1 protein-coding gene is annotated in these 217 nt (G+C 24.9%); it reads right to left on the reverse strand.

All coding sequences use genetic code 11. The features are described from left to right. On the reverse strand, positions 1–217 hold a 217-nt coding region (locus ACYQ44_RS10570; protein ID WP_459997261.1), incomplete at both ends, for an AAA family ATPase.

The following is a 217-nucleotide window of genomic DNA, read 5'->3' on the forward strand; positions in this document are numbered from 1 at the left end:
GTTTAAGTTATTAAGTGCAGAAAATACTCCTGTTTTTGTGAATTTTGTGATTCCTGTTAAAAATACAAATTTTATATACGCATCTTTTGTTTTTACTTTTTTATAGAATTCTCTTAAAAATGCTCTAAATTCTTCTGCTTTTTCTTTATTGTTTATATGCTCCAGTATTGGTGATTCATATTCGTCTATGAGTATTACTACTTTTTCTTTGTATTTT

Source organism: Marinitoga arctica, assembly GCF_054657315.1.